The sequence below is a fragment of the Rhodococcus sp. JVH1 genome (assembly GCF_000280725.2).
GTDB classification, from domain to species: Bacteria; Actinomycetota; Actinomycetes; order Mycobacteriales; family Mycobacteriaceae; genus Rhodococcus_F; species Rhodococcus_F jostii_A.
The window spans coordinates 3,497,142-3,518,934 of the sequence record NZ_CP166289.1 but is presented as its reverse complement, the minus strand read 5'-3'; the positions used below and the strand labels follow the sequence as shown (position 1 = coordinate 3,518,934).

The 21,793-nt window shown below is 67.4% G+C and carries 21 protein-coding genes; 12 read left to right on the top strand and 9 right to left on the bottom strand.

What is annotated here, in order from left to right; all coding sequences use genetic code 11:
* Positions 1 to 38: 38 nt before the first annotated feature.
* The gene (locus tag JVH1_RS16105; RefSeq protein ID WP_011596569.1) at positions 39 to 299 is read right to left on the bottom strand and encodes a helix-turn-helix domain-containing protein; all 261 of its coding nucleotides are present in this window, start codon (positions 297 to 299) and stop codon (positions 39 to 41) included.
* Positions 300 to 353: 54 nt separating this feature from the next.
* On the opposite strand from JVH1_RS16105, the gene map reads away from it, so the two are divergent.
* Complete coding sequence (map, locus tag JVH1_RS16100; RefSeq protein WP_009477147.1) at positions 354 to 1,118, top strand: type I methionyl aminopeptidase; 765 nt, start codon at positions 354 to 356, stop codon at positions 1,116 to 1,118.
* 7 nt (positions 1,119 to 1,125) lie between these two features.
* Here map and JVH1_RS16095 read toward each other — a convergent pair whose 3' ends face one another.
* The gene (locus JVH1_RS16095; RefSeq protein ID WP_009477148.1) at positions 1,126 to 2,916 is read right to left on the bottom strand and encodes a glycosyl transferase; all 1,791 of its coding nucleotides are present in this window, start codon (positions 2,914 to 2,916) and stop codon (positions 1,126 to 1,128) included.
* A gap of 214 nt (positions 2,917 to 3,130) precedes the next feature.
* Here JVH1_RS16095 and JVH1_RS16090 point away from each other — a divergent pair, with 214 nt between their 5' ends.
* The gene (locus JVH1_RS16090) at positions 3,131 to 3,838 is read left to right on the top strand and encodes an MspA family porin (protein WP_043780527.1); all 708 of its coding nucleotides are present in this window, start codon (positions 3,131 to 3,133) and stop codon (positions 3,836 to 3,838) included.
* On the opposite strand, the gene JVH1_RS16085 is transcribed toward JVH1_RS16090, so the two are convergent.
* From JVH1_RS16085 to JVH1_RS16070, 4 genes are all read right to left on the bottom strand, one after another.
* A complete protein-coding gene (locus tag JVH1_RS16085; RefSeq protein ID WP_009477150.1) occupies positions 3,835 to 4,110 on the bottom strand; it encodes a hypothetical protein in 276 nt (91 codons plus the stop codon). The genes JVH1_RS16090 and JVH1_RS16085 overlap by 4 nt on opposite strands.
* 112 nt (positions 4,111 to 4,222) lie before the next feature.
* Complete coding sequence (locus JVH1_RS16080; protein WP_192817856.1) at positions 4,223 to 6,115, bottom strand: galactan 5-O-arabinofuranosyltransferase; 1,893 nt, start codon at positions 6,113 to 6,115, stop codon at positions 4,223 to 4,225.
* 11 nt (positions 6,116 to 6,126) lie between these two features.
* On the bottom strand, positions 6,127 to 6,888 hold the full coding sequence (locus JVH1_RS16075) for a decaprenylphospho-beta-D-erythro-pentofuranosid-2-ulose 2-reductase (RefSeq protein ID WP_005248822.1): 762 nt from the start codon (positions 6,886 to 6,888) through the stop codon (positions 6,127 to 6,129).
* Complete coding sequence (locus JVH1_RS16070; RefSeq protein ID WP_009477152.1) at positions 6,888 to 8,321, bottom strand: FAD-binding oxidoreductase; 1,434 nt, start codon at positions 8,319 to 8,321, stop codon at positions 6,888 to 6,890. The genes JVH1_RS16075 and JVH1_RS16070 overlap by 1 nt, the downstream gene beginning before the upstream one ends.
* A gap of 97 nt (positions 8,322 to 8,418) precedes the next feature.
* Between JVH1_RS16070 and JVH1_RS16065 the strand changes: the two genes are divergently transcribed.
* The 3 genes from JVH1_RS16065 to JVH1_RS16055 all read left to right on the top strand — a co-directional run bounded on the left by JVH1_RS16065 (position 8,419) and on the right by JVH1_RS16055 (position 11,132).
* Positions 8,419 to 8,895 carry a GtrA family protein gene (locus tag JVH1_RS16065; RefSeq protein WP_009477153.1) on the top strand — a complete coding sequence of 159 codons (477 nt, stop codon included), beginning with the start codon at positions 8,419 to 8,421 and terminating at the stop codon, positions 8,893 to 8,895.
* 121 nt (positions 8,896 to 9,016) lie between these two features.
* Positions 9,017 to 9,925, top strand: a complete 909-nt coding sequence (locus JVH1_RS16060; RefSeq protein ID WP_043780529.1) for a PIN domain-containing protein — start codon at positions 9,017 to 9,019, stop codon at positions 9,923 to 9,925.
* A 169-nt stretch (positions 9,926 to 10,094) separates the two neighbouring features.
* Positions 10,095 to 11,132: an alpha/beta hydrolase gene (locus JVH1_RS16055; RefSeq protein WP_009477155.1), complete on the top strand. Its 1,038-nt coding sequence runs from the start codon at positions 10,095 to 10,097 to the stop codon at positions 11,130 to 11,132.
* Here JVH1_RS16055 and JVH1_RS16050 read toward each other — a convergent pair whose 3' ends face one another.
* From JVH1_RS16050 to JVH1_RS16040, 3 genes are read right to left on the bottom strand one after another with little or no spacing between them, the layout of a single operon-like run.
* The gene (locus JVH1_RS16050; protein ID WP_009477156.1) at positions 11,133 to 12,209 is read right to left on the bottom strand and encodes a S1C family serine protease; all 1,077 of its coding nucleotides are present in this window, start codon (positions 12,207 to 12,209) and stop codon (positions 11,133 to 11,135) included.
* Positions 12,210 to 12,237: 28 nt separating this feature from the next.
* Complete coding sequence (locus JVH1_RS16045; RefSeq protein WP_009477157.1) at positions 12,238 to 12,645, bottom strand: TIGR03618 family F420-dependent PPOX class oxidoreductase; 408 nt, start codon at positions 12,643 to 12,645, stop codon at positions 12,238 to 12,240.
* Positions 12,646 to 12,705: 60 nt separating this feature from the next.
* Entirely contained in the window at positions 12,706 to 13,725 is a 1,020-nt protein-coding gene (locus tag JVH1_RS16040) for a LacI family DNA-binding transcriptional regulator (protein ID WP_009477158.1), read from the bottom strand.
* 292 nt (positions 13,726 to 14,017) lie between these two features.
* Between JVH1_RS16040 and JVH1_RS16035 the strand changes: the two genes are divergently transcribed.
* The 7 genes from JVH1_RS16035 (at position 14,018) to JVH1_RS16005 (ending at position 21,771) form a co-directional block, all read left to right on the top strand.
* Entirely contained in the window at positions 14,018 to 15,529 is a 1,512-nt protein-coding gene (locus JVH1_RS16035; RefSeq protein ID WP_009477159.1) for a sugar ABC transporter ATP-binding protein, read from the top strand.
* Positions 15,526 to 16,581: an ABC transporter permease gene (locus tag JVH1_RS16030; RefSeq protein ID WP_043780531.1), complete on the top strand. Its 1,056-nt coding sequence runs from the start codon at positions 15,526 to 15,528 to the stop codon at positions 16,579 to 16,581. The genes JVH1_RS16035 and JVH1_RS16030 overlap by 4 nt, the downstream gene beginning before the upstream one ends.
* The gene (locus tag JVH1_RS16025) at positions 16,571 to 17,620 is read left to right on the top strand and encodes an ABC transporter permease (protein WP_043780533.1); all 1,050 of its coding nucleotides are present in this window, start codon (positions 16,571 to 16,573) and stop codon (positions 17,618 to 17,620) included. Before JVH1_RS16030 ends, JVH1_RS16025 begins: the two co-directional genes overlap by 11 nt.
* A 70-nt stretch (positions 17,621 to 17,690) precedes the next feature.
* Complete coding sequence (gene rhaS, locus JVH1_RS16020) at positions 17,691 to 18,767, top strand: rhamnose ABC transporter substrate-binding protein (protein WP_009477160.1); 1,077 nt, start codon at positions 17,691 to 17,693, stop codon at positions 18,765 to 18,767.
* Positions 18,768 to 18,775: 8 nt separating this feature from the next.
* Complete coding sequence (locus JVH1_RS16015) at positions 18,776 to 19,138, top strand: L-rhamnose mutarotase (RefSeq protein ID WP_009477161.1); 363 nt, start codon at positions 18,776 to 18,778, stop codon at positions 19,136 to 19,138.
* A gap of 6 nt (positions 19,139 to 19,144) precedes the next feature.
* Entirely contained in the window at positions 19,145 to 20,326 is a 1,182-nt protein-coding gene (gene rhaI / locus JVH1_RS16010) for an L-rhamnose isomerase (RefSeq protein WP_009477162.1), read from the top strand.
* The gene (locus tag JVH1_RS16005; RefSeq protein ID WP_051033743.1) at positions 20,326 to 21,771 is read left to right on the top strand and encodes an L-fucose/L-arabinose isomerase family protein; all 1,446 of its coding nucleotides are present in this window, start codon (positions 20,326 to 20,328) and stop codon (positions 21,769 to 21,771) included. Before rhaI ends, JVH1_RS16005 begins: the two co-directional genes overlap by 1 nt.
* Positions 21,772 to 21,793 lie beyond the last annotated feature (22 nt).

The window sequence follows — 21,793 nt, the reverse complement described above, 5'->3', positions numbered from 1 at the left end:
GGCTCCGCCACCCGTGAGTACTTGTCAACGCCCGGCGGTTAAGAAGTACTCACGGGACCGAAGGTCACGACCGCGGCGACGTCGTCGAGGGAGAGGTCGAGAACCCGGGCGACCGCGGCGATCGTGAAGAACGCAGGTGTGGCGATGCGACCGGTCTCGATCTTGCGCAGGGTTTCGACGGAGATGCCCGCGTCGAATGCGACCGTGACCATGCTCATGTCTCCCCGCGCGGATCGCAGCAGCTCACCCAGCCTCTGCCCGCGTTCGAGTTCCTCTGCTGTCAACGGCACACGCACCATGTGTCATAAAGTAATACCGGTATAGAAATTGGATCCCGACGTGGAGGGTGAGCCGTGGTCGAGTTGAAGTCGGCGGCCGAGGTGCAGGCGATGCGCGCGGCGGGCCGGGTGGTGGCCGACGCCCTGGCCGCCGTGCGCGAGGCGGCCGCGATCGGGGTGACACTTCAGGGCCTCGATGCGGTCGCCGCGACGGTGATCCGCGACGCGGGGGCGGAGCCCGTGTTCCTGAACTATCACCCGAACTGGGCGCCCAGCCCGTTTCCCGGGGTCATCTGTGCGAGCGTGAACGACGCGGTGGTGCACGGCATTCCCGGCGAATACCGACTCCGCGACGGTGACCTCGTCAGCATCGACTGCGGCGCCAGGCTCGCCGGCTGGTGCGGGGACGCCGCCGTGAGTTTCGTCGTGGGAACGGCCGACCCCGCCGACATCGCACTCGTCGAGGCCACCGAAGCCGCTCTCGCGCACGGCATTGCGGCCGCCCGGCCAGGAAACCGGTTGGGAGACATCGGTGCCGCCATCGGACTGTTCGCGCGCGGCGCGGGGTACGGGATGCTCGCCGACCACGGCGGGCACGGCATCGGCAGGCAGATGCACGAAGATCCGCACGTGCCCAACGAGGGTCGCGTCGGGAAGGGAATGCTGTTGCGTCCCGGGATGGTGATCGCGATCGAACCCATGCTCATCGGCGACGGCACCGACGACTACCGGCACGAGGCCGACGGCTGGACGCTCCGCACGGCGACGGGCGCCCGTGCCGCGCACAGCGAGCACACCGTCGCCATCGGTGAGGACGGACCGGAAGTGTTGACGCGGTAGGACTTTCCTACGTCAGTGCTCGCACGTCCCACACCCACACGCCGTCGACCGGCTTCGCGGGCGCCCCGACGAGCTGCTGGACCGTCTCGCGCAGAACGCGATCGTTCTGGGTGTGCGGCAGGACCAGGACGTCGGCGTTCCAGAACTTCAGGTCCGTCAGTGCCTGGGCTTTCGCCGCCTCGTCGATGACAGGCACCTGGCCGGACGACTGTGCGGACGCGAGCAGTAGTGCGGTGGGGCGGTCGTCGGGCCCGTACTTGCCCTGGTCCTCGCTGCCGGCCGGGCCGACAAAATACCCACCGGCGATGGGAAATGCGAGATCCTGCTCGGTCTGCCAGCGCAGCATCCGCGCGTTCTCCGGGGAGGGAAGCGGCACCGTGACGACGGAGCCGTCGGTGACGTACTCCCGCCACGTGCCGTCGGCGAAGAAACTCGGTGCGGTGTCACGCTGCACGACGGCGAGCGGCGTGGGCGTTAGCGGAAGCAGCGCCACCGCGAGCCAGCCGACCCACAGCAAGGTGGTGGTCCGCTGGCCCTCGCGGGCGGACGCCAGGGCGCGGTCGGTGCCCAGCGCGAGCAGCAGGGCGGCGGCGGGCAGGCAGCCCATCGCGAAGCGCGATTCGAGTACGGATTCGAGGAGCGGCAGGTGTGAGATCAGCTTCCACGGCAGGGGAATTCCGGTGTCCCAGCCGCCGATAGTCAGCGAAGTCCCGAGCGACAGGACGCCCATCACTGCGACGGTCGCGGCCGCGGCGCGAGCCAGGGGCATGCGCCACAGCCACAGGGCCGAGAGGCCGAGGAGGATCAGCAGGGGCCAGCCGAAATACGCGTTCTCCTCGGTGGCGTTCATGCTGAACTCGGCGGACCCGGGCTCGCCTGCCAGTGAGGACGTCGGAAAGCTGGTGAACGCTTCGGTGTCGTTGCCGACGGGGCCGTGTTCGATCGCCCGGTAGCTGTCGGGCCCGAAGAACTGCCACCACAGGGGAACGGCGGCGATGGCCAGCGCGACGCCGCCGGCAATCGCGAACCCCTTGATGCTGCGCGTGGCCGCCGCGAATGCCGCACGCGGACGTGACGCCGCGAAGGCGGCCCCGAAAACCGCGAACGCCAGCGCGTAGATCAGCAGCGGTTCTTCGCCGAGGAAGATCTGATAGGCGATCAGCAAGCCGAGGACGATGCCGTCGCGCACCGGGCGCACACCGCTACCCAGCCTGATCACGGCCAGCGCGATGAAGGGCAGCAGGAACAGGGCGACGAAGTTGGGGTGCCCGTTGGTGTGCGAGATCAGGGCGGGGGCGAAACCGCACAGACCGCCGCCGACGGCGGCCGCGAGCCGCGACGACACGACATGCCGCGAAAACACCCAATACCAGGCAATTGCCGTGCCCGACAGGCCAAGTGTGAGAGCGAGAGTGAAGGTGACGTTCGGTCCGAACAACAGCGTGACCGGCGCCAGCGGGATGCTGATGCCGAACATGGCCGTGTTGCCCATGAGATTGACGCCCAGCGGGTAGTTCTGCAGGTCGCTGGAGAGCGGATTGTCCAGATGGACCAGAGAGCGGGCGGCGACCGCGAAGAACCACTCCCACATCGTCTGGTCCTGGCCGCTGCGCACCAGATAGCCGGTCCCGAGGTGTTTCCACTGGCGGGCCAACACGAATGCCGCGAGGCCGCCGTAGAAGACGACCGCCGCGACATCGGCCGGGTGCGGCCGGAGACGGGAGCGGAGAGGGCGAGCAGTGGTGCTGGTGCTCGATGCCTGGCGAGTGGTCTCGACCTGGGTGAGTATCTCAGTCACGCAGCTGCGCCTCCGGTTCTCGGGTCGATGTCAATCGACCGAGGGTACCGGAGGTCGCTGAGAGCTTCCTGGGTTGCGATCGCGTGATTGTTGCGTGTATCACATCAAGTTGATTTGTGAACTTCTGATCAATACAGGGATATTCTCCTGCCCCACTGGTTACGCTCAGCATGCTTTTTCGTATCGGTTGCAGTGCACTCTGAATGGGGTCGGCATGACGGACATCAGCACATCTCGATTTGGGTACAAACGGTTTACACGCTCGGTGGCAGTCGCAGGTATCGCCGCGCTCGCCATGGTCATGGGCAACGGCACCGCGTCGGCCGGCGTGGACAATTCCAGCTCCGTGATTGATGCAAAGGGAAATCGCATCGAAGTCGTGCAGGGCGACACGGTGTATCAGACAGTTCCGCCGCTGGACGGCGTGCCCACGAGCGTGGAGTTCTTCCACAACGGTTACGCCGGGGTCGCCATCACCGGGCCGAACGCGGAGGAGTTCGAGGGAACTCAGCTCACCGTCGGTTATCAGATCGGTTACCCGGTCGCACTGGCCGGCGCGACGATCGTCCTCAACTCGCCCGGTCTCGGGTTCGCGATCGGGTCGAGCAACGGAATCGACATCGGTTTCGGCACGATGGGATTCGAAAGTCTGAATCTGAACGCGGGGACCAACGCGGAACTCGCCGGTGACATCATTCCCTCGCAGGAACTCGACATCGACCTGGAGCCCGGTGGAATCACCACCGTTCCGCTCCTCGAGGGTCAGGAGTTCGACGGATCGGCCGCTGTGGTCAGGATGCAGGGAGTTCATGGCTCCATCTCCGGTGCTATCGGGCCGGTCACCATCCGTCCGTACGCGATGGCCGTCACGGAGAACGGTGACACCGTGATGACTTACGGTGTGCCGCAGAAGCTCAACTAGGCAGCCCGCCCGACAGGGTGCCTGACAGGGGTCGCCGGACTGACGTCCGGCGACCTTTGTCGACTGACATGGACGACGACGTCGCCTGTGATCCACGCGGCGGCACCGAGCAAGGCGATCACGAAAAGCATCCAGTGCCCGACGTAGGCACCGACGATCGCTCCGATCGTCACGGCGAGTCCGGCATGCACCACCACCTCACCGCCGGCGGTGCCGAGGAGATAGTCTTCGGCACCGCTACCGGCACGTCGAGGCTCCACTGCATCCGGCATGACCGCTCCTCGCGACGACCCGACAATTCCCCTCGGGGCGCGGAAAATACCCGCCTCCCTGATTGGCTGCGGGGTTCCCGCGAGGTAGGCGAGATAAACGTGAACATACCGATCAGTTTTTTGTGACGACCACGAACGGCCCGGTCTCCGACACCGTGAATCGGGGGTCGTCGAACAGTTCTTTCGGGAACGTGACGGTGTAGCGGCGCACGTTGGGATCGTTGGGGTACACGTCCTCGGCGAGCCGCAGGGTGTACCCGTCGGGGCCCTGCCGGAACACGAACGCGTCGGGGGCGCGCCACGGCGCCGCGTCGAGTGCGGCCACCAACTGGTCGGGCGTCTCGAGTTCGCTCCAGTTCGCGATGGTCCGGGCGCGTCCGGCGAAGTCCGCCAGGGGATTCGAGTAGTGCGACGTCAGCGCCTGGAACCCGAGGTAGGGGTAGAAGCTGAGGAAACTGGTGTCGGCGGTGAGGACCACCGTGTCGTCGCGGTCGCGGGGGACCCGCGCCTGGATCAGCTGGTCGACTGCCGCGTAGTGGGCGGCGGCGCCGGGTGGGCGCTGGTCGGCGCGTTCACCGTTGCCGTCGGTGTCGGTGTAGGCGACGGCGATGTCGGAGTCGAGGAACTTGGGGATGTTCTGGACGAACGACAGCGCGCCCAGCACACCGATCACCAGGACCGCCCCCTTGACCCGCGGGTTGTCACTGGTTGCGAGCACGAGCCAGCCTGCGAATTCGACGAATCCGAAGACACCCGCCGCGCCGAGCAGGACGATCAGCACAGGCTCGAGCCGGAACGAGAGGAGGGTGCTGCCGAGCACGGTGACCGCCATCGACAGCAGCGACCACAGGTAGATGGCCACCACCCCGACGCCGAGTGCCTGCGCGCGCCGCGACGTCGACGCGCGGGCGACGAGCCAGATGGTGCCGAGCAGGCACAGTGCCCCGGTGAGGGAGAAGTGGATCATCGGCAGCGGCAGATGCGCGCCTGCCTCGGGCAGATAGTGCAGCGCTGTTCCCGACGCCGCGGGCGAACCGCCCACGACCTTCAGCAGATACGGCAGCCAGACGGTCAGTGCGAGAAGGCCGGACACTGCGGCGATCACGATCAGCCGGACCAGCGGATCGATCGCCGCCCGCCACGACTTCCGGGCGCGTATCCGCAGGGTCGCGGCGAGCAGTGCGAGCAGGGTGATCGCGAAGGCGGCGAGTCCGAGGTACAGCGTGTAGAACGTGGCGGCGAGGCCGAGGAACAGTCCGGTGCCGATCACGGCGCCCCAGCCGCCGCGCCCGTCGACGCGGTTCAGACCGCCCCAGGCGAGGACGAGTGCGGGGCCGATCAGCAGGGTGATGACGGCGCCGTACGGTTCGGGTGATCCGTAGGCCAGGACGAGTGCCGTGGTCGCGAGGGACACGACGATGGCCAGGTCGTGGCGGATCAGGTTGCTCCACAACACCAGTGCCACGACGGCTGCGACGGCGAGCGATCCGATGGCGTACGGCTTGAAGGCTTCCCAGCCGTCCGTACCGAGGAGGTTGGCGACGCGCCCGCCCACCCAGAACCAGCCGGCCGGGTAGTACGGCGGCAGGTCGGCGTACGTCATGTCGCGCAACGCCGCCGAGTCGGTCAGCCGCGTGAGGTACTCGGTGCGGAACTCCTGGTCGACGGAGACGCCGTGCAGGTAGAGCTTGGTGGCCGCGAGCGGCAGACCGAGGGTGACGGTCACGAACCCGGACAGGCTCGCCCACGACAGCAGCCGGGCGAAGCGCGGGGCCCGGTGCAGTCGCACGAGCAGCACCGACACCGCGATACCTGCGATGGCCACGACCTGGCCGACGGTGGTGACGGCCTGGGTCACGTTGGACGAGTTGAACGCCGGCCACTGCACCCGTGCGAACGCGAACAGTCCGACCGCCGCCACCACTGCGGCCACGACGGCCCCCAGCAGCATTTCGACAGCTGTCGACAGGGACCGTCGGGCCGGTGCTACGTCTGCTTCCGTCACGAGGGCGAAGCTTAGATGGGCAGCTTCTTGAAGATCGGTCGCGGGATGTGCCGCAGGATCATCATCACGTAGCGGAAGGCGCCCGGCGCCCACACGAGATCCTTGCCCTTCTCCGCCGACGTGACGGCGAGCTTGGCCACGTCTTCCTTGTTCACGGTGAGCGGGGCTTCCTTCACGTCCGCGGACATGCGGGTGCGGACCTGGCCGGGACGGATGACGAGGACGCGCGGACCGAACTCGCGCAGTGCCTCGCCGAGTCCGAGGTAGAAGCCGTCGAGTCCGGCCTTGGTGGATCCGTATACGAAGTTGGAGCGGCGCACGCGCTCACCGGCAGCGGACGACATGGCGATGATCTGCCCGAAGCCCTGCGCCTTCATCTTCTCGCCCACGAGCACGCCCACCGACACCGCGGCCGTGTAGTTGACCTCGGCGATCTGGACGGCCTTGCGCTGGTTCTGCCACAGTTCCTCGGCGTCGCCGAGCAGGCCGAACGCGACGATGGCGACGTCGACGTCGCTTTTGGCCCACGCCTCGTCGATGACCTTCGGGTGGCTTTCGGTGTCGACGGCGTCGAAGTCGATGACGTCGACGGCGTTGGCGCCGGCCGCCTTCAGCTGGGCGACGGCGGCATCGCGACCGGGATCGCCCGGCAGTGCGGCGAGGATCACCCGCATCGGCGCCTTCTTCAGGTACTCCTCGCAGATCGCGAGACCGATCTCGGAGGTGCCACCGAGCAGCAGCAGAGTCTGGGGGTTCCCGACAGCGTTGATCACTAGAGTTCCAACCTTCTGGACATATCGGAGGCGAAGACATTGGTGGGGTCGTACTTGCGGCGGGTGGCGATCCACTCGTCGATCCGCGGGTACATGGCGTGGAAGGTCTCGGCGGTGGTCCGCGAGTCCTTGGCCGTGTAGAGGCGGCCGCCGAACTTCAGGACCCGCTTGTCGAGTTCGGTGACGAACTCGTTCAGGCCGGGCTTGATGCGGAAGTCGACGCAGATGTTCCAGCCCGGGATCGGGAAGCTCAGCGGGGCCTGGTTGCCCTCGCCGAACAGCTTGAACACGTTGAGGAACGAGTAGTGCCCCGACTTCTGGATGTCGCGGATGATGGTCTTGAACTCCTCGACCGCGGTGGTCGGCACCACGAACTGGTACTGCAGGAACCCGTTGGATCCGTAGGCGCGGTTCCACTCACCGAACATGTCGAGCGGGTGGTAGAACTGCGTCAAGTTCTGAACCTTGTCGCGGTAGGTGCCGGACTTCCGGAACCACAGCTCGCCGATCATCGAGAAGTTGAACTTGTTGGCCAGGCCGTTAGGGAAGACGTCCGGGAATGTCAGCAGCTGCGGAGCGTCGAACGCGAGAGGGTTCTTCTGCAGCTTGGCCGGCAACTGGTCGAGCTTCGCGAGCGAACCGCGGGAGATCGCCGCGCGACCCAGCTTCGGCGGCGCCGCGATGGCGTCGAACCAGGCGCTCGAGTACTCGTAGTTGGATTCGCTGCCGTCGCTGTGCAGCGCGATGGTCTCGTCGAGCGTCTGGGTCACGTCACCGTCGGCGATGAAGTACGCCGTCTCGGTGGGCGTCATCTTGATGGTCGCCTTGAGGATGATGCCCGTCAGGCCCATGCCGCCGATCGTCGCCCAGAACAGTGCGCCCTTGGGGTCGTTGCGGCCGCCCTTCGGCGTCAGCGTGCGTACCTTGCCGTCGGCGGTGAGCAGGTCCAACGACACCACGTGGTTACCGAAGCTGCCGGCGCTGTGATGGTTCTTGCCGTGGATGTCGGAGCCGATGGCGCCGCCGATGGTGACCTGCCGGGTGCCCGGCAGCACCGGAACCCACAGCCCGAACGGCAGGGCCGCCTTCATCAGCTGGTCCAGGTTGACGCCGGCGTCGACCTCCACCAGGTGGGTGTCGCGGTCGATGCGGTGGATCCGGTTCAGCGCATTCATGTCGATGACCAGGCCACCGGCATTCTGCGCCGGGTCGCCGTAGGAGCGGCCGAGGCCACGGGCGATCACCCCACGCTGCAGGTGAGCGGGCTTCGACTCGTTCTGCTCCGCGACCTGGGCGACCGCTCGCGCGATCACTTCCACGTCGGGAGTGGACAGCACCTGCGCGGTGGTGGGCGCGGTGCGTCCCCAGCCGGTGAGGGTGCGGGTCTGTGTGGGGAGCGCCTGGGTGGGCGTCTCTTCTGCTGTCGTGGACATCGAGGTAGAGGGTACCCGGAGGCCGGCCCCGCGGGCCCGTGCGTACTTATCCCCGCATGCGGTCGACAAGTACTCACGGGGCGCTAGCCTCGTCGTCGTGTCAGAAACCCAGCCGAGTCACGAGCACGAACCGCACGTTCCGCTCCCCGTCGAGATCCCCGTCACCGAGAACATCGCGGACGACGCACTGGACCTGAAGACGCAGATCATCCGTTTCGTCCTGACCGGCGGATTGTCGGCGATCGTGGACTTCGGCCTGTACGTCTTGCTGTTCGAAGTTGTCGGGCTCCCCGTGAACGTGGCGAAGTCGATCAGCTTCATCGCGGGCACCACCACCGCGTACCTGATCAACCGCCGGTGGACGTTCAAGGCCGAACCGAGCCGTGCCCGCTTCGTGGCCGTCGTCATCCTCTACGCGGTCACGTTCGCCGTGCAGGTGGGCCTCAACTGGGTGATGTATCACGCTTTCCCTGACGAATGGTGGCGTCTGCCGCTCGCGTTCGTCATCGCCCAGGGCACGGCGACGGTCATCAATTTCGTCGTGCAGCGCGCTGTGATCTTCAAGATCCACTAGGGCCTGCCGGGCAACCGCACGGCAATGCCCTGGCGGGTGCTGCGATGACCCGATCCGGGTGTTTCGGTAACGACTCAGCAACTTCTCTGGCGCGGCAGGCGTGTTCGGTGAGAATCGATCAATGCTGATTGTTCTCGACACCTCGGCCGTCACACGAGACGCGCGCTTCGAGACGTTCGTCCGGGACGCCCTCGACCAGGGCAGCCGGGTACTCGTTCCCCGCCTCGTCCTCGTCGAGGTCGCGCACCGGTACCAGCGGGAGTCCGTCGCGATGATCGACGCCCTGACCGTCCAGGCGCGGATGTACGACCGGCTCGGGCTCCGGGAGGACCTGTCCGTCTTCGTCGACGCCGCCCGGGCCAAGGCCGACGGGTACGTCGACTCGCTCGCCAGGCAGTTGGAGGCGATGGGCTGCGACGTGATCGAGCCGGCACACGCCTCACACCTCGAGATCGCCCGTCGCGAGTTGCAGCGTCGTCGGCCCTATGTGGACAAGAAACGGCACGGCTACACCGCCACGGTGAACTGGCTGACGGTCCTGGACATCGCCGATCGCCGCCCGTCCGAGGACGTGGTGTGGGTCAGTGCGAACTCCCGGGCGTTCGGCAGCGGCGAACCCTCGACGTGGCACGACGAGATCTGGGCCGAGCTGCAGGACCGTGGCCTCGAGAACCGGGTGCGGTGGGTGGTCGATCTCGACGACCTCGATCTGGGGGACACGGACGTGCCTCGCCGCGAGCGGGTCTTCGAACCGGTCCTGCCGCCGCCGCCCGTGGCCGCGGTGCCGGCGCCACTCCCGCCCCGGCCTCCCCTCCCGCCCCGGGCACCCGTAGCGACTCCCGACACCGTGGAACCCCCGGCCGCGACGCTTCCTCCCGTGCACGTGGCACGACCCCGGGTGGCGCCGCAGCGGATCCTGCCCTCGGCCAACGCGGACACCGGCGGGCGCCGCGGCATCGGCAGGATGATCGGCGGACGAAAGCGCAAGGTCACCGTGGTGGACGAGCTCGACGAGCTCGATTTCGGCTGAGCCCACCCCCGATGGCCCGCTTGCCGCGCCTGCGATAACGATTCGGGCAGAGGGGATAACGACTTGGGGCCGAAGCCACCATGAGTGACACACGACCGCGGCGGGTACTCCAAGGTTGAAGTTACGTACCCGTCAACGGCGAGGGGTACCGGCGACCAGGGGAGAAGGCATGAAATCTGTGCCGAACGACCGCAAGCCGTCCGCGCAGCAGCGGAGCGGGACACCGATCGTCCAGTACCGTTCGGGGGCGAGGCTCGCGGGGCCGAGTATCGAATCCCAGGTTCTCTACCAGGCGTGCAGGTGGTTTCTCCGGCCTGTGGTGCGGATGGCCCCGATCAACGAATCGGCGATTCGCAGGGCCGCGTTGCTGGATTTGGCGGCGGGGATCCGTCCCGCGTCCGGTATTCGCCGCCAGAAGGTGCGACTGCCCGGATTCGACGCGGAGATCGTGCGCGCGCCGGGGGTGTCTCCGGATCTGGGCGACGGTGTCGTCCTCTACCTGCACGGCGGCGGGTTTCTGTGTTGCGGGCTGAACACGCATCGGCCGGTGGTCGCGACGATCGCGAAGCTGACCCGGCTGCCGGTGATGCACGTCGGCTACCGGCAACTGCCCGACACGAACATCAGCGGTTCGGTCGACGACTGCCTGACGGCGTACAAGTGGTTGCTGGAGAACGGAGCCCGCGCGGACGGGACGGTGTTCGCCGGCGACTCGGCCGGCGGGTTCCTCGTCTTCGCGACTGCGCTGAAGGCCCGCGAGGAGGGCGTCGATCTGCCCGCCGGCCTGGTCGGACTGTCGCCGCTGCTGGACCTGGACTGCGCCGACAAGCTGGTGCACGCCAATGCCGCCCGCGACGTGTTCGCGCCCGTGGAGGCGCTCGTCACCATCGGCAAGCTCGGCGGCGAGGTGGACGGCGTGCTCGACCCCGCGCTGTCGCCCGTGAACGGGACTCTCGAGGGTCTGCCGCCTGCGCTGCTGGTCGCTGCGGAAGGTGAGGTGCTGCGGTCGGATTCGGAGCTGATGGCGTCTCGGCTGAGCGCGGCGGGTGTTCCGACGACGCTGCAGATCTGGGACGGCCAGGTGCACGCGTTCCCGGCGTTGTGGCCCGGTCTGCCGGAAAGCCGTGCGGTGCTTCAGCGTATCGCGCGTTTCGTCGCGACACGTGTGCGACCGGAGGACGGCGTCGCCCGGGACAAGACCGCCTGACTACCGCGGCGGGCCTTTCTCGAGCACGATCGTCGTCGATCGCTGTTGTCCGGTCTCGTCGAACCAGCGCACCGCGACCTCGTCGCCGGGGTGCCGCCCGATCATGCGTTCGCTGAGATCATCCGAGGACCGGACGGGTGTTCCGTCGAAATCGGTGATGACATCTCCGATCTCGATGCCCGCTTCGTCGGCGGGGGTGCCGATGCTGACCCAGAGCACTTCGGCGCCCCGATCGTCGTCGGTGACACTGATCCCGAGGAGGGGGGTGTCGCCGATGTGCACGGTGGCGGACGTGGTTCCGGCGCGGACCTGATCGACGATCGTCATCGCGGTGTCGATGGGCACCGCATACGATCTCGTCTGGGAGGGAGCGGGTTTCGTGGGGTCGGAGTCGGCGTTGCCCGCGGTGTTGACGCCGATGACGGCGGCGGTGGCGTCGACGAGGGGGCCGCCGGAGTCGCCGGGACGTACGGCCGCGTCGATCTGGATCAGCCCGTTCAACCGGTTCCGGGAACCGTCGGTGGAACTGCGGGCGGTGATCGTCTGCTCGACGTCGGTCACGAACCCGCGGGCCGCCACCGGAACTCCGCCTCCCTCCGCGTTACCCACGGCGGTAACCGGGTCGCCGATGCCGATGGTGGTGTCCTTCGCGAGGGTCGCCACCGGGAGGTCGCCCGCGCCCCGGAGCCGGAGTACTGCGACGTCGCGCGAACTGTCGTAGCCGAGGACGTCCGCGACGTACGCCGCACCGTTGCCCAGGCTCACCGCGCTGATGTCGAGGGCGCCGTCGATCACGTGGTGGTTGGTGAGGACGACGCCGTCGGGGGTGAGCACGATCCCCGTTCCCGCGGTTTCGACGAGGCCCGAATCCGCGACGAGGGTGACGATCGCCGGGATCACCCTGGCCTCGACCTCCTCCGGGGCCAGGGCCACGGGCGGCGGCGGAGGAGGCGCGGCGGGCTGGGCGACCGTCGCCGCGGGCGGTCCCGGTTCGCGGACCGGTGGTGCGCTCAGCAGCAGGCTGCCGATCACCGCCGTGGCCACGGCGAGGACCGTTGCGGCGCGGGGCGTCGTCATGCCCGGTTGTCGTCGTCGCGGAGTCGGTTCAGGACTGTTTCAGGGATCCCCAGCCGTGCCAGGTGTCGATCTCGATCCAGGCGCTGACCCGTTTGCGGTCGCGGACGGGGTACGGCTTGCCGGTGTAATGCGTGGCGAGGCGGTCGATGTCGGCGAGTTCTTCGTCGACCACGAACTCGGCCACGCGGCCCTGGACGCTGACGTGGGTGATCCAGTCGTCGGGGTCCATCGCGGTGAGGCTGACGCGGGGGTCGCCGCGCAGGTAGTCCAGGCGTCGACGCTCGGCGTCCATGTTGACCAGCACCCTGCCGTCCTCGAATAGGTACCAGGTGGCCACGGACACGGGCTGGCCGTCGGGTCGGACGCAGGCGATGGTGGCGTAATTGGGCCGAGCGAACATCTCGGCGGCTTTCGGTGTCAGAGGTGGCTTCGACATGTCCGAAAGATACTCCGAAGGCCTCCGGCCCTGTGCGTGGTTGACGAGTCTCGGCGCTCGTCAACCCCGCACGGGGAAGGCGGCCGTGGACTCGCGGACGACGAGCGTCGGGGTGAACGAGAGCTGCTGGTGCCGGTGGGTGTCGGGGTTGTTGACCTGGTCGAGCAGGAGTTCGGCCGCCGCCCGTCCCAGTTCGTTCCGCGGCTGGGCGACGGAGGTCAGCGGCACGGCCGCACCGGCGGCGTAGTCGATGTCGTCGTACCCGACGATCGCGAGGTCTTCGGGCACGCGCTTGCCGTGCTGGATGAACTCCTGGAGCACTCCGAGCGCGAGCAGGTCGTTGGCGCAGAACGCCGCCGTGGGCCGCTCGTCACCCGCCATCGCGAGGATCTCGCGGGCCGCCTGGGCGCCGGCCTCGATGCTGAGGGACCGGGTGGCGACGGTGCGCATGCGGGTGCTCGCCGATTCCGCGACGGCGCTGAGCGCCCCGTCCCGGCGGTCGCGGACCTGCCTGATGGTGTCGGGCCCGCCGACGAACACGAGGTTCCGATGCCCCTGCTCCATGAGGTGGCGGGCGGCGATCCGGCCGCCGTGGACGTCGTCGACGGCGACGGAGGATCGGCCGGGTGTGCGGGACCCGCGGTCGAGCAGGACCACCGGTGTGCCCTGACGGTCGAGGTTGGCGAGCATCGGGGTGCTCTCGCCGGTCGGGCAGAGCAGGATTCCGTGGACGCGCTGTTCCATGAGCTGGCCGAGCTGCCGGTTCTCGCGTTCTTCCGATTCGCCGGTGCTGACCATGACCATCAGCAGCTCGTTCGCCTCGGCGACTTCCTCGGCGCCCGACGCGACGTCGACGAAGAAGGGGTTGCGCGCGTCGAGGACGACGACGGCGAGCATCCGCGACTGGCCGGCGCGGAGTTGGCGGGCGGCGTCGTTGCGGACGAAGCCGAGCTGTGTGATGGCCGCATGCACACGCTGGCGGGTCGCCTCGGAGACCAGCTCGGGGTGATTGAGCACGTTGCTGATCGTTCCCATCGAGACGCCCGCGAGTGCGGCGACCTCGCGCATGGACGCTGCCATTCGGTTCCCCCTTCAGCCGGCTCGTTCGACAGCGCACATTGTCGCGTCGGCCGGTGCCCGAGAACAATCCGGCGCTCTTGAATCGCTTCAGTCCCAGTATCGCCGTCCGTCGTTGCGGAATCAAGGCCGGCTGCCAGGCGAGACGATGCAGGGCGGTCAGTAATGGACCTGGCGTGCTTTTATAACGATAAGATCACGGTGGTGACCGGGTTTGCCGAACCTCTTGACTTGTGGCGCCTATCACTTCTAGCTTCATGAACGAGAAATGAACCGTTTCAATCGGAGGTGCTGAATGAGCGTCCCCCCTGCGGTGCCGTTGCTGGAAGTGCGGGACGTCACCAAGTCCTTCGGCAACGTCGCTGCTGTTCAGGGTGTGTCGTTTCCGCTCTACGGCGGCGAGGCACACGCCCTCGTCGGAGAGAACGGTGCAGGCAAGTCGACCATCGTGAAGATGCTCGCCGGCGTGCACGGCCCCGACACCGGATCGCTCCTCGTCGGCGGCGAGGAAGTGTCGCTCGGGTCACCCTCGGATGCCAAGGCCCGGGGCATCGCGGTCATCTACCAGGAGCCGACGCTGTTCCCCGACCTCACCATCGCGGAGAACATCTTCATCGGCACCCAGCCGCGGGCCCGGCTCGGAATGATCGACCGCGGCGCGATGAACACCGCCGCCCGCGCGCTGTTCGACCGTCTCGGTGTCCCGATGGACCCGGACCGGCTGGCCAGCGGACTGTCGATCGCCGACCAGCAGCTCGTCGAGATCGCGAAGGCGCTCTCCACCGACGCCAACGTCATCGTCATGGACGAGCCGACCGCGGCGCTGTCCGGCAACGAGGTGGAGCGGCTGTTCAAGGTCGCCCGGTCCCTCTGCGCGTCCGGCTCGGCGGTCATGTTCATCTCGCACCGCTTCGAGGAGATCTTCGCGTTGTGCCAGCGGGTCACCGTGATGCGCGACGGACGGCACATCTCGACCTCGGAGCTGGCGGGGCTGACGGTCGACGACCTCGTCCGCAGCATGGTCGGCCGCGACCTCGGCGCGCTGTTCCCGAAGATCGACGTGGAACCGGGCGCCGTCGTCCTCGAGATCGAGAACCTGTCGCGTGCAGGGGTCTTCTCCGACATCAGTTTCCAGGTCCGGGCCGGCGAGATCGTGGCGCTGTCCGGGCTGGTCGGGGCCGGCCGGTCCGAGGTCATGCAATCGGCGTTCGGTGTGGACCCCCGCGACAGCGGAGACGTCCGGGTGCGCGGCAAGAGCCTGCGCAAGGGCAGCCCGAAGGCCGCGATGCGTGCCGGGATGGCGCTCGTCCCGGAGGACCGTCGCCAGCAGGGTCTGATCCTGGACATGTCGATCGAGCGCAACGCCACATTGACGCGGTCGTCCGCTCTCGCGCGGTTCGGCTTCCTCTTCGGGGGACGGGAGCGTCGGTCGGCATACGAGTGGACGAAGAAACTGCAGACCAAGTACGCGCGCATCACCGACCCCGTCGGGGTGCTGTCGGGTGGCAATCAGCAGAAGGTCGTGCTCGCCAAGTGGATGGCCACCGCGCCGAGCGTCCTGATCGTGGACGAACCCACCCGCGGAATCGACGTCGGCACCAAAGCCGAAGTGCACCGGATCATCTCGACGCTCGCCAGTGAAGGCGTCGCCGTCGTGATGATCTCCTCCGAACTGCCGGAGGTGCTCGGAATGGCCGATCGCGTCCTTGTGATGAGGGAAGGACGAATCGTGTCGGAACTGAGCAGGTCCGAGGCCGACGAGGAGAAGATCATGTTCGCTGCAACGGGTTCGGAGGCTGCCGCATGAGCGCACCCACCCGCGTCGCACCTGCAGGTGCCGCGAAGCCCTCGGTGAAGTCGGACGAGGGGCCGTCCCCGATCGAGAAGGTGCTGCAGGTCCGGTCGCTCGGCATCCTCGCCGCGCTGATCGTGCTGATCGTGGTCACCACGATGCAGAACAGCAATTTCCTGTCCTCCCAGAGTATTCGCGACATCCTGCTGGCGGCATCGATCGTCGGGGTTCTGGTGGTCGGGCAGACCGTCGTCATGATCACCAAGAACATCGACCTCTCGGTCGGCTCGGTTCTCGGCCTGTCGGCGTTCGCCGCGGGCAGTGTCATGAAGGGCACCGACGGCGCACCGATCGTGGTGGGGATTCTCGCGGGCATCGCGGTCGGTGCGATCTGCGGACTCGCCAACGCGCTGCTCGTGCGGTTCGGCGGAGTTCCCGCCCTGGTCGTCACGCTCGGCACCATGTACATCTTCCGGGGCATCGCCTACCTGTGGGCGGGCGGCGAGCAGATCACCGCCGACGAGATGCCGTCGAACTTCCTGACACTCGGTACCGCAACGCTTTTCGGTGTCCCGGTGCTCGTCGTCGTCGCGGTGGTGGCGGTGGTCCTCGCCGGGGTGTATCTCCGTCGGTACCGCAGCGGCCGCGACCTCTACGCCATCGGGTCGAACGGCCATGCCGCCGAACTCGCGGGCATCGCCGTCGGCAAGCGCATCCTGCTCGCCTTCGTGTTCTCCGGGGCCATGGCCGGAATCGCCGGGGTCATGTTCGCGGCGCGTTTCGGCACCGTCGACGCCGCCGCCGGATCCGGATACGAACTCAACGTGATCGCGGCCGCCGTCGTGGGCGGTGTGGCCGTGGTCGGTGGCGTCGGCACCGTCTGGGGCGCCGCGCTCGGCGCGCTGCTCCTGACCACCATCAACAGTTCGCTGCCCGTTCTCCAGATCAACCAGTTCTGGCAGCAGGCCATCGTCGGTGCGCTGATTCTCATCGCCATCGCGGCCGATCGGCTGCTCGCGGTGCGTGCCGCACAGCAACTTCGGAAGAGGAGCGCCCATGTCGACTGACACCATCGAGCCGGCGACGACCGCACAGCCGGACACCGCAGGTCGGACGTCGACGGTCGGCCGGGCCCGCGAGGTGCTCGCCGGCTGGGACTCGGCGATCATCGCCATCACGGTCGTCGTGCTGGTGGTCGCCTCGGTCACCAACCCCGACTTCGGGAGCAGCCGCAACTTCGCGTTCCTCGTCCTCGATCTCGCGCCGATCTTCCTGATCGCACTGCCGATGACGTTCATCATCATCACCGGGGAAATCGACCTGTCGGTGGCGAGCGTCCTGGGGCTGAGCGGCGCCGCGATGGGTTGGATGTGGAACAACGGCTTCGCCATCGAGATGATCATCCCGATGTGCATCCTGCTCGGCTGCGTCCTCGGTGCCCTCAACGGGTTCCTGGTCGCCAAGCTGGGGTTGCCGTCCCTGGCCGTCACGATCGGCACCCTGGCCCTCTTCCGTGGGCTCGCGTTCGTCCTCCTCGGTGACCAGGCGGTGTCCAACTTCCCCCGCGCGTACACGTCGTGGGTGACGGGAACTGTCGGGGGCACGTCCATCCCCAATCTCGCGATTCCGCTGGTCGTGGTGGCCTTGGTGTTCGCGGTGATCCTCCAGGCCACGCCGCTCGGCCGCGACATCTACGCGACCGGCGCCAGCGACACGGCGGCACGCTTCGCCGGTATCGACGGGGCGCGGCTGAAGTTCTGGCTCTACGTGGTGTGCGGGGCGGTCGCCGCCCTCGCCGGAGTGCTGTGGAGTCTGCGGTACTCGAGCGCCCGCGCCGACAACGGATCCGGTCTCGAACTGGCCGTGGTCGCCGCGGTGCTCCTCGGCGGTGTGTCGATCTTCGGCGGCAAGGGCCGGTTGGCCGGCGTGCTCGCCGCGGTGGTGCTGCTCGCCACGCTGCAGAATGCGCTGCGGCTCGAGGACATCTCGAACGAGGCGCTCACCATCGTCACCGGCGTTCTCCTGATCGTGGCGGTACTGCTTCCGAATCTGCTGAAGACCGTGCGGACGTCCGCGCAGCGTCGAAAGCTGCAGAACGCCTCCTGAATTCTCCTGCTCCACAGCTCTTTCTCACTTCAGCGTTCGCAGTGACGCGAACACGAGGAAAGGATCCACCATGACCCGATTCCGCCGGACCTTCGTTCCCCTGGCGGGGATCGTCGCAGTCTCGATCGGACTGACGGCCTGCGGCGGCACCACCCAGGATTCGGCGTCGAACTCGGGAGGTGGCGACCGCGCCACCGGTACCGCGAACCCCGACGCGCCGATCCAGGACGGCCTGCAGGTCGCGTTCCTCCCCAAGCAGCTCAACAACCCGTACTCCGACATCGAGGTCGGGGGCGGCGAGACCGCAGTGGAGGAGTTCGGCGGCGAGTACAAGCTTGTCGGCCCCAACGATGCGAGCGCGTCCTCGCAGGTGTCCTACATCAACACGCTGATCCAGCAGGGCCAGAACGTGATCAACATCGCGGCCAACGACCCGAACGCCGTGTGCCCGTCGCTGAACCAGGCCCGCGACGCCGGCATCAAGGTCGTGACGTTCGATTCGGACGCGGCCGAGGACTGCCGCGACCTGTTCATCAACCAGGCCACCACCCAGGGGGTCGGGGAGACGCTCGCGAAGATGACGAGCGAGCAGATCGGCGGCACCGGCAAGATCGCGGTGCTGTCCGCCACCCCCAACGCCACCAATCAGAACGCCTGGATCGAGGTGCTGAAGGCCGAGCTCGCGAGCAAGCCCGAGTACCAGAACATCGAGCTGGTGGCCACGGTGTACGGCAACGACGACGACCAGAAGTCGTTCCAGGAAACGCAGGGCCTCCTGCAGACGTACCCCGACCTGAAGGCGATCGTGTCGCCCACGACGGTCGGCATCGCCGCGGCGGCGCGCTACATCTCGTCGTCGAGCTACAAGGGCAACATCGTGCTCACCGGCCTCGGCACCCCGAACCAGATGCGGGAGTACGTGAAGAACGGCACCGTCAAGGAATTCGCCCTCTGGGACCCGACCAACATCGGCTACCTCTCCGCCTACGCCGGTGCCGCGCTGGCATCCGGCCAGATCACCGGCGCCGAGGGGCAGAAGTTCACGGCAGGCAAGCTCGGCGAGTACACGATCGGCGCCGGCGGCGAGGTCGTCCTCGGCCCGCCCACCGTGTTCGACGCGAACACCATCGACCAGTACAACTTCTGAACCGTCCGATGAACAAGTACTGCTTCACCCTGCAACTCCGGCCGGACCGGATCGACGAGTACGTTCGCCGGCACGCCCAGGTCTGGCCGGAGATGCTCGAAGCCCTGAAAGCCAGCGGGTGGCACAACTATTCGCTGCACATCCGGCCGGACGGGCTGATCGTCGGCTACGTCGAGGCGGCCGATCTCGAACAGGCACAGGCGGCCATGGCGCGCACCGACGTCAATCGGCGTTGGCAACACGACATGGCGCCGTTCTTCGAACTCGAGGGTGTGGCCCCCGACGAGGGATTCACGCTCCTCACCGAGATCTTCGACCTGGACGCCCAGCTCCACACCCCTCTCGACCACACGATCTCCACCGAAGGATGATTCACCATGACGGCAACTGACACTCGGCGCGCGGCCGGCGACATCTCCGCCCTCGCCGACTTCGGAATCGAAGTGCCCAGTTGGGCATACGGGAATTCCGGCACCCGATTCAAGGTGTTCGCCACCGCCGGCGTCCCGCGCGATCCGTACGAGAAGATCGAGGACGCCGCACAGGTGCACCGGGTGACCGGAGCGGCGCCGCGGGTGTCGCTGCACATCCCGTGGGACCGTGTCGACGACTTCGGCAAGCTCGCCGCGTTCGCCGCCGATCAGGGGGTGTCGCTGGGGGCGATCAACTCCAACGTCTTCCAGGACGACGACTACAAGCTGGGGTCGCTGACCAACGCCGACCCGAAGATCCGCGCGAAGGCCGTCGCCCACCACGTCGAGTGCATCGACGTCATGCGGGCGACGGGCTCGAAGGATCTGAAGCTGTGGCTGCCCGACGGCACCAACTACGCCGGCCAGGATTCGATCCGCGCCCGGCAGGATCGGCTCGCCGATTCGCTGCAGAAGATCTACGCCGAACTCGACGACGATCACCGCCTGCTGATCGAGTACAAGTTCTTCGAGCCGTACTTCTACACCACCGACATTCCCGACTGGGGAACGTCGCTGCTGCACTGCCTGGCGCTGGGCGAGAAGGCGCAGGTGGTCCTGGACACCGGTCATCACGCGCCGGGCACGAACATCGAATTCATCGTCGCCCAGCTGATCCGGCAGGGACGGCTCGGCGCCTTCGATTTCAACTCCCGCTTCTACGCCGACGACGACCTGATCGTCGGATCCGCGGACCCGTTCCAGCTGTTCCGGATCATGCACGAGATCGTCCGGGCGGGAGCGCACCTCCCGGATTCCGGGGTGAACTTCATGCTCGACCAGTGCCACAACATCGAGCCGAAGATTCCCGGCCAGATCCGGTCGATCATGAACGTCCAGGAAGCCACGGCCAAGGCACTGCTCGTCGACGGCGACGCACTCGAGGCGGCCCAGCAGTCGGGTGACGTGCTCGGCGCCCACGCGGTATTGATGGACGGGTACAACACCGACGTCCGGCCGCTGCTGGCGGAACTGCGCGAATCGCAGGGCAGGGAAGCCGACCCGATCGGCGCATTCGCGCGCTCCGGATACCTGGAGCGGATCGAGCGCGAGCGGGTCGGCGGAAACCAGGCGAGCTGGGGCGCGTGATGACCGCGACGACGGCGGACGCCGTGCCCGCCCGCCTCGACCGCGTGCGTCCCCGGAAGACCCGGCTGGGGCTGGTGTCAGGTGGGCTCGGCGCCTACTGGCCGCAGTTCCCCGGACTCCTGGGGATCCTGCAGGAGTCCGCCCGTTACGTGACGGGCCGATTCGAGGAGCAGGACTGTCAGGTCGTCGATGCCGGGTTCGTCTCGGACCCGCAGGAGGCCGCCGTCGCGGCCGAGACGCTGCGGCAGGCCGACTGCGACCTGGTGGTGATCTTCCTGACCACCTACCTGACGTCGTCGATGGTGCTGCCGATCGCGCAGCGGACCAACGTTCCGGTGCTGCTGATCGATCTGCAGCCGACCGAGGCGATGGATCACGCGAACACCGACACGGGGACGTGGCTGGCCTACTGCGGACAGTGCCCGCTGCCGGAGGTCGCGAACGTGTTCCGGCGCAGCGGCATCGACTTCCGGTCGGTGTCGGGGTATCTGCACGACGAGAACGCCTGGCGGCGTATCGACGCCTGGGTGAGTGCCGCCTCGGCACGGGCCGCCCTGCGGCACGGCCGGCTCGGACTCATGGGTCACCTGTACCCGGGGATGCTCGACATCTCGACCGACATGACTCTGTTGTCGTCGCAGTTCGGCGCGCATGTGGAGGTGCTCGAATTCGACGACCTCCGGGTGCGGGTCGATGCGGTCACCGATCGTGAGACGGCAGACCGCGTCGCGCTCGCGAAAGAGATTTTCGCGCTCGACAGTTCGGTGAACGCGGACGATCTCGCCTGGGGAGCCAGGGTCTCCGTCGGACTCGACCGCCTCGTCGCAGACTTCGCGCTCGACGCCATGGCGTACTACCACCGCGGGCTCGGCGGTGAACTGCACGAACAGCTCGGCGCCGGAATGATTTTCGGAGCGTCCCTGCTCACCGCCCGCGGTATTCCGCTGGCCGGGGAGTACGACATTCGCACCGCGGTCGCGATGCTGGTCTCGGACCGGATGGGCGCCGGTGGATCGTTCACGGAACTGCAGGCACTGAACTTCCGCGACGGGGTCGTCGAAATGGGTCACGACGGACCTGCGCATCTGCAGATCTCGTCCGCCGAACCGCTGCTCCGCGGTCTCGGTGTCTATCACGGCAAGCGGGGGTACGGCGTCAGCGTCGAGTTCGACGTGACCCACGGGCCCGTCACGACCTTCGCGGTCGGACAGAACCGCGACGGTTCGTACACCTTCATCGCGTCCGAGGGCGAAGTGGTTCCCGGCCCGTTGCTGGCGATCGGCAACACCACGTCCCGGGTCGACTTCGGCCGGGATCCGGGGGAGTGGACGGACGAGTGGAGTGCCACCGGGACCGGTCACCACTGGGCGTTGTGCGTCGGGCACCGCGCCGGCGCGATCAAGGCCGCAGCAGAGTTGCTCGGCATCGAATTCATCCGGGTCTGAAGTCAAGAATCTCGAGGGAGAA